Raw genomic sequence first — 6470 nt, forward strand, 5'->3', positions numbered from 1 at the left:
CTGGGGGCTGCGACCCCCAGACCCCCCTATCGGCCTGAACGGCCTCGTCCCCAAACGCCGAACGGGCTGAAATGTCGGCCCGGGCCGCGAAATCCAGCCCCTCCGGCGTTTGAGTAGCGACGATGGGGGTCCCCCCGCTCGAGCGAAGCCGAGAGTGGGGGAGGGTAGGGGCGGCGGGGGCGAAGAACCGTCCGTCAGGACCAGCGGCCCGTGCGGGTCAATAGCAGGGCCGCCGCGGCCGTACCCGCGGTAGAGGTGCGCAGCACGCTGCGGCCCAGTCGGCAGGTCTTCGCCCCGGCCTGCGTGAAGGCCGCCAACTCCTCGGGAGAGACCCCGCCTTCGGGGCCGACGACGAGCACGATCCGCCCGGAGGAGGGGAGTTCGGCCGTCGCAAGCGGCTCGCTCCCGTACGCCCGGTCCTCATGCAACACCACCCCAAGGTCCGCTTCGGCGAGAAACGCGGCAACCTGCTTGGTCGTCATCGCGTCCGCGACCAGCGGAAACCGCACCCGCCGCGACTGCTTCCCCGCCTCACGCGCGGTGGCCCGCCACTTCCCGAGCGCCTTGAGCCCCCGCTCGCCCTTCCACTGCGTGATGCAGCGGGACGCGGCCCACGGGATGATCTCGTCGACACCGGTCTCCGTCATGGTCTCGACGGCGAGTTCACCGCGGTCGCCCTTGGGGAGGGCCTGGACGACGGTGATACGGGGAGCCGGCTCGGGCTCCTCACGCACCTCGGCGATGTCCGCCACCACGAGCCGGTCCTTGCCCTCGGCCGCCTTGACGACGCCCTCGGCCCAGCGCCCGTGCCCGTCGGTGAGGACGACGTCCTCGCCCGCCCGCAGCCGCTTCACGGACACGGCATGCCGCCCCTCGGGCCCGTCGAGCACGAACTCGGGCCCGCCCGGCACCACGTCCACCACGAACACCGGGGCGGTCAACGGACCGGGCCCCCGCCCGAGTGGGACGACAACGCTGTCTTGGCGGTGGCGAGTTCGGCCGCGAGCACCTCGACCAGTTGCCCGGCGGGCAGCTCGCGCGCGAGCCGGTGGCCCTGTCCGGCCCACAGCGCCATCCCCTGGGCGTCCCCCGCCTTGGCCGCGGCCTTGCGCAGGGGGGAGGTGAGGTGGTGGACCTCGGGGTAGGCGGCGGGCGCGTACGGCCCGTGCTCGCGCATGAAGCGGTTCATCAGACCCCGCGCGGGGCGGCCGGAGAAGGCACGCGTCAACTCCGTACGTACGAAGAGGGGGTTGGTCAGTGCCTGCTTGTGCACGGCGTTGGCGCCGGACTCGGGGGTGGCGAGGAACGCCGTGCCGAGCTGGGCGGCGCTCGCGCCCGCGGCGAGCGCGGCGGCGATCTGGCTGCCGCGCATGATGCCGCCGGCCGCGACGATCGGGATCTGCACGGTCTCGCGGACCTGCGCGATCAGCGAGAGCAGTCCGATGCCGGAGCCGTCGGTCTCCGGGTTGTCCCGGTGGGTGCCCTGGTGACCGCCGGCCTCCACGCCCTGCACGATCACCGCGTCGGCGCCCGCCCACTGCACGGCCTGCGCCTCCTCGGCGGTGGTCGCCGTGACGAGGGTCAGCGTGCCGGCCCGGCTCAGGGAGTCCAGGACGTCACGCGTGGGGCAGCCGAAGTGGAAGGAGACGACCGGTACCGGGTTGTCGAGGAGTACGGCGAGCTTGGCGTCGTATCCGTCGTCGCGTCCGCTGTCGGGGTCGCCCAGTTCGGTCTCGTACCAGGAGGCCTCGCCGGCGAGCTGGTGGGCGTAGACCTCTACCGCGGCCGGGTCGGCGTACTCGGGCTGCGGCATGAACAGGTTCACGCCGAACGGGCGGCTGGTGGCGCCCCGCAACTGCTTGATCTCCTGGTACATGCCGTCGGCCGTTTTGTACCCGGCGGCGAGAAAACCGAGCCCGCCGGCTTCGGACACGGCCGCTGCGAGCTGCGGCACGGAGACGCCGCCCGCCATGGGGGCCTGCACGATCGGGAGTGGGAAGAGATCGGTCAGCGCGGAGGACATGACGGCATGTTGTCACGTCCTCCGTACAAGTCCGAATCCGGCCTTCCCTCGGGCATAAGCCACGGGAATCGGGCCGCGGGGAGAGTTCTTCGCCCCCGCCGCCCCTGCCCTCCCCCACTCTCGGCTTCGCTCGAGCGGGGGGACCCCATCGTCCCTGGGGGCTGCGCCCCCAGCCCCCCGCTCATCGGCCTGAACGGCCTCGTCCTCAAACGCCGGACGGGCTGAAAGTGTCAGCCCGGGCCGACAAATCCTCAGGACCCTCAGCGACCGTTGAACGCGTCCTTCAGCCTGGAGAACAGCCCCTGCTGCCCGGGTTGAAACTGACCCGTGGGCCGCTCCTCCCCCCGAAGCTGCGCGAGTTCGCGCAGCAGCCGTTCCTGCTCGGGATCGAGCTTGCTCGGCGTCATGACCTCGACGTGCACGATGAGATCACCGCGCCCGCCACCGCGAAGGTGCGTGATACCGCGCCCGTGCAACGGAATCGACTGCCCCGACTGCGTGCCGGGACGGATGTCGACCTCCTCCATCCCGTCGAGCGTCTCCAGCGGCACCTTGGTGCCGAGAGAGGCCGCGGTCATCGGGATGGTGACCGTGCAGTGCAGGTCGTCACCGCGCCGCTGGAAGGTGGAGTGCGCGACCTCGTGGATCTCGACGTAGAGGTCACCGGCGGGACCACCACCGGGCCCGACCTCGCCCTCGCCCGCGAGCTGGATCCGCGTGCCGTTGTCGACACCGGCGGGAATCTTCACGGTCAGGGTCCGACGCGAGCGGACCCGCCCGTCACCGGCGCACTCGGGGCACGGCGTCGGAACGACCGTCCCGAACCCCTGGCACTGCGGACACGGCCGGGACGTCATGACCTGGCCCAGGAAGGACCGCGTCACCTGGGACACCTCACCGCGACCGCGGCACATGTCGCAGGTCTGCGCGGAGGTGCCGGGCGCGGCGCCCTCGCCACTGCACGTCGTACACACGACGGCCGTGTCGACCTGGATGTCCTTCGTGGTGCCGAAGGCCGCCTCGTCGAGGTCGATCTCCAGCCGGATCATCGCGTCCTGGCCGCGCCGCGTACGCGACCGCGGGCCCCGCTGCGACGCCGTACCGAAGAAGGCGTCCATGATGTCCGAGAAGTTCCCGAACCCGCCGGCGCCGAAGCCGCCCGCGCCCTGGCCGCCCGCCTGGGACAGCGGGTCACCGCCGAGGTCGTAGACCTGCTTCTTCTGCGGGTCCGACAACACCTCGTAAGCGGCGTTGATCTCCTTGAAGCGCTCTTGCGTCTTCGGGTCGGGATTGACGTCCGGATGCAGCTCGCGTGCGAGCCGCCGGAATGCCTTCTTGATCTCGTCCTGGGACGCGTCGCGGCGCACGCCGAGTACGGCGTAGTAGTCCGTGGCCACTTACGACTCCGCCAGGATCTGTCCTACGTACCGTGCCACCGCTCGTACCGCTCCCATCGTTCCGGGGTAATCCATGCGCGTCGGGCCGACCACGCCAAGTTTTGCTACTGCCTCGCCGCCCGAACCGTAGCCGACCGAGACGACGGACGTGGAGTTGAGTCCCTCATGGGCGTTCTCGTGACCGATCCGTACGGCCATGCCCGAATCATTGACCTCACCAAGGAGTTTGAGGAGAACGACCTGCTCCTCAAGTGCCTCCAGCACCGGACGGATGGTGAGGGGAAAGTCATGTCCGAAGCGGGTCAGATTGGCGGTGCCGCCGATCATCAGCCGCTCCTCGGTCTCCTCGACGAGGGTCTCCATGAGGGTGGAGAGCACCGTCGCGACCGTACCCCGGTCGTCCGACTCGAAGGCGTCGGGGAGATCCTGCACCAGCTGCGGGACGTCCGCGAAACGGCGGCCCGCGATCCGGCTGTTGAGCCGCGCGCGTAGATCCGCCACAGAGGCCTCCCCGAAGGGCGCCGGGCAGTCCACCATGCGCTGCTCGACCCGGCCGGTGTCCGTGATCAGTACGAGCATGACGCGGGCCGGGGCCAGCGACAGCAGCTCCACATGACGCACGGTCGACCGTGTCAGGGACGGGTACTGCACGACGGCGACCTGCCGCGTGAGCTGCGCGAGGAGCCGGACGGTCCGCCCCACGACGTCGTCGAGATCGACGGCGTTGTCGAGGAAGCTGTGGATCGCCCGCCGCTCCGGCGCGGTCATCGGCTTGACGCCCGCGAGTCTGTCGACGAAGAGGCGGTAGCCCTTGTCCGTGGGGATACGGCCCGCGCTGGTGTGCGGCTGGGCGATGTAGCCCTCGTCCTCGAGCACGGCCATGTCGTTACGGACGGTCGCCGGGGAGACGCCCAGCCGGTGGCGCTCCGTGAGCGCCTTGGAACCGACCGGCTCCTCGGTGCCCACGTAGTCCTGGACGATGGCGCGCAGCACTTCGAGCCTGCGTTCACTGAGCATCGCGCACACCTCCAGCTGGTCTTCCCCGCGGTCTTCGATGCGGTCCTCGATCATCCTCGATCGCCTTGCCTGGCACTCAGCGTGCGCGAGTGCCAGCATCCCCGGGCCAAGTGTACGGCCGGTAGGTGCGACCCGGGCAAGGGCGACCCTGCGATGTCACGACGACGTGTACGGGGCTGTCCCGCTCTGTCCCGACTACTGTCCGCGCACTTCACGGGGCGTGGGGCTAGCGTCGGTGCATGAGGGTGACTTGGGAAGAGGCCGGGTGGGAGGAACTGGGTCCGCGGGTGGGGCGCTGCCGGCTTCCGGTGTGGGACTGCACGGCGGGGCTCGTGGTGGGCGAGGGCGCGGCGCTCATGATCGACGCGGGGTCGGGGCTGCGGGAGGGCGCGCGGCTGCGTACGGAGGCGCGGCGGTTGCTCGGGGGCGGGCGGGTCACCCATCTCGCGCTCACCCACCCGCACTTCGATCATGTCTTCGGCGCGGCGGCGTTCGCGGGGGTCGAGGTCTTCGGAGCGGTGGGCCTTGAGCGGGTGCTCGTCGACGGACGGGACGAGTTGCGGGCGGACGCCGAGCGCAACGGCGCCGATCCGGGCGAGGCGGCCGAGGCGGCGGACCTCCTCGTCCGCCCCCGCCATCTCGTCTCCGGCGAGTGGACGCTCGACCTGGGCGGCGGAGTGCAGGTCCTGCTGGCGAACGTGGGCCCCGGCCACACGGGCCACGACCTGGCGGTTCTGGTCCCCGGAAGCCCTGGGTCCCCCGGCGGCCCCGACGGCGCCGACGGGCCCGGGACGGGCTCTCCGGAGATCGTCTTCTGCGGCGACCTCGTCGAGGAGTCCGGCGAACCCCAGGCGGGCCCCGACGCCGTCCCCGCCCGCTGGCCCGCGGCCCTGGACCGGCTGCTGGCCCTCGGGGGCGAGGACGCCGTGTACGTGCCCGGCCACGGGGCGGCGGTCGACGCCGGGTTCGTACGGGCCCAACGGGACGCGCTGGCACGGCGTTTCGGCGTGTCGTAGGGGCTCGTGGGCCGGGTCGCGGAAGGCTCATCGGCGTGTCGCAGGGGGGCTCGGTGCGCCGGGCGGGGACCTTCTCCTATCGTCATCCGAATGCGCCAGTACTCAGCGGACCTGACCCCTCCGTGGAAGAAGCCCAAGCCCGTGCCCGAGGTGGCGGCGGAGCCGGGGCTCGTGGTCGAGGAGCCCGGGACCGGGTTCTGCGGTGCCGTGATCCGTTGCGAGGCGGGGACGGTCACCCTGGAGGACCGCTTCGGCAAGCACCGGGTGTTTCCGCTGGAGCCCCGGGGGTTCCTGCTGGAGGGGCGCGTGGTGACGCTGGTGCGCCCGTCGTCCGCACCCGTACGCCCCAGTCGTACGGCTTCGGGTTCCGTTGCTGTGCCCGGGGCTCGGGCCCGGGTCGCCCGGGCGGGGCGCATCTACGTCGAGGGGCGGCACGACGCGGAACTGGTCGAACGGGTCTGGGGCGACGACCTCCGGATCGAGGGTGTCGTCGTCGAGTACCTGGAGGGCATCGACGATCTGCCCGCCATCGTCGAGGAGTTCGATCCCGGGGCGGATGCGCGGCTCGGGGTGCTGGTCGACCATCTCGTGCCCGGCACGAAGGAGTCGCGGATCGCGGAGGCCGTGACGAGTGAGTACGCGCTTGTCGTGGGGCATCCGTACATCGACGTCTGGGAGGCCGTGAAGCCGGCGTCCGTCGGCATCCCGGGGTGGCCCCGTGTGCCGCGGGGGCAGGACTGGAAGACGGGGGTCTGCCGGGCCCTGGGCTGGCCCGAGAACACGGGTGCCGCGTGGCAGCGGATCCTCGGCTCTGTCCACTCCTACCGGGACCTGGAGCCGGAGCTCCTGGGCCGAGTGGAAGAACTGATCGACTTCGTCACGGCACCGGGGTGAGCGCGGCGGCCGCAGGGCTTTTTTCTCGCCCCCGCCGCCCCTGCCCATTCCCGTCACTTACTCAGGGGCTCCGCCCCCGAACCCCCAAAAGACTGCGCAGTTCCCCGCGCCCCTAGGTCTTCA

6 protein-coding genes are annotated in these 6470 nt (G+C 71.4%); 2 read left to right on the forward strand and 4 right to left on the reverse strand.

From position 1 onward, the window contains the following. Nucleotides 1-194 precede the first annotated feature (194 nt). The 4 genes from O3Q52_RS46675 to hrcA form a co-directional block, all read right to left on the reverse strand. A complete protein-coding gene (locus O3Q52_RS46675; RefSeq protein ID WP_269654546.1) occupies nucleotides 195-941 on the reverse strand; it encodes a 16S rRNA (uracil(1498)-N(3))-methyltransferase in 747 nt (248 codons plus the stop codon). Then, entirely contained in the window at nucleotides 938-2023 is a 1086-nt protein-coding gene (locus tag O3Q52_RS46680; RefSeq protein ID WP_269654547.1) for a nitronate monooxygenase, read from the reverse strand. The genes O3Q52_RS46675 and O3Q52_RS46680 overlap by 4 nt, the downstream gene beginning before the upstream one ends. A 260-nt stretch (nucleotides 2024-2283) precedes the next feature. Further along, entirely contained in the window at nucleotides 2284-3420 is a 1137-nt protein-coding gene (gene dnaJ, locus O3Q52_RS46685; RefSeq protein WP_269654548.1) for a molecular chaperone DnaJ, read from the reverse strand. After that, entirely contained in the window at nucleotides 3421-4437 is a 1017-nt protein-coding gene (gene hrcA, locus O3Q52_RS46690) for a heat-inducible transcriptional repressor HrcA (RefSeq protein ID WP_189837900.1), read from the reverse strand. Between the two features lie 239 nt (nucleotides 4438-4676). On the opposite strand from hrcA, the gene O3Q52_RS46695 reads away from it, so the two are divergent. Together O3Q52_RS46695 and O3Q52_RS46700 are read left to right on the forward strand one after the other, a co-directional pair. Next, entirely contained in the window at nucleotides 4677-5453 is a 777-nt protein-coding gene (locus O3Q52_RS46695) for an MBL fold metallo-hydrolase (protein ID WP_269654549.1), read from the forward strand. Between the two features lie 90 nt (nucleotides 5454-5543). After that, the gene (locus O3Q52_RS46700; RefSeq protein WP_269654550.1) at nucleotides 5544-6347 is read left to right on the forward strand and encodes a DUF3097 domain-containing protein; all 804 of its coding nucleotides are present in this window, start codon (nucleotides 5544-5546) and stop codon (nucleotides 6345-6347) included. The last annotated feature ends 123 nt before the right edge of the window (nucleotides 6348-6470 follow it).

This window comes from Streptomyces sp. ActVer (assembly GCF_027270795.1).
GTDB lineage: Bacteria > Actinomycetota > Actinomycetes > Streptomycetales > Streptomycetaceae > Streptomyces > Streptomyces umbrinus_A.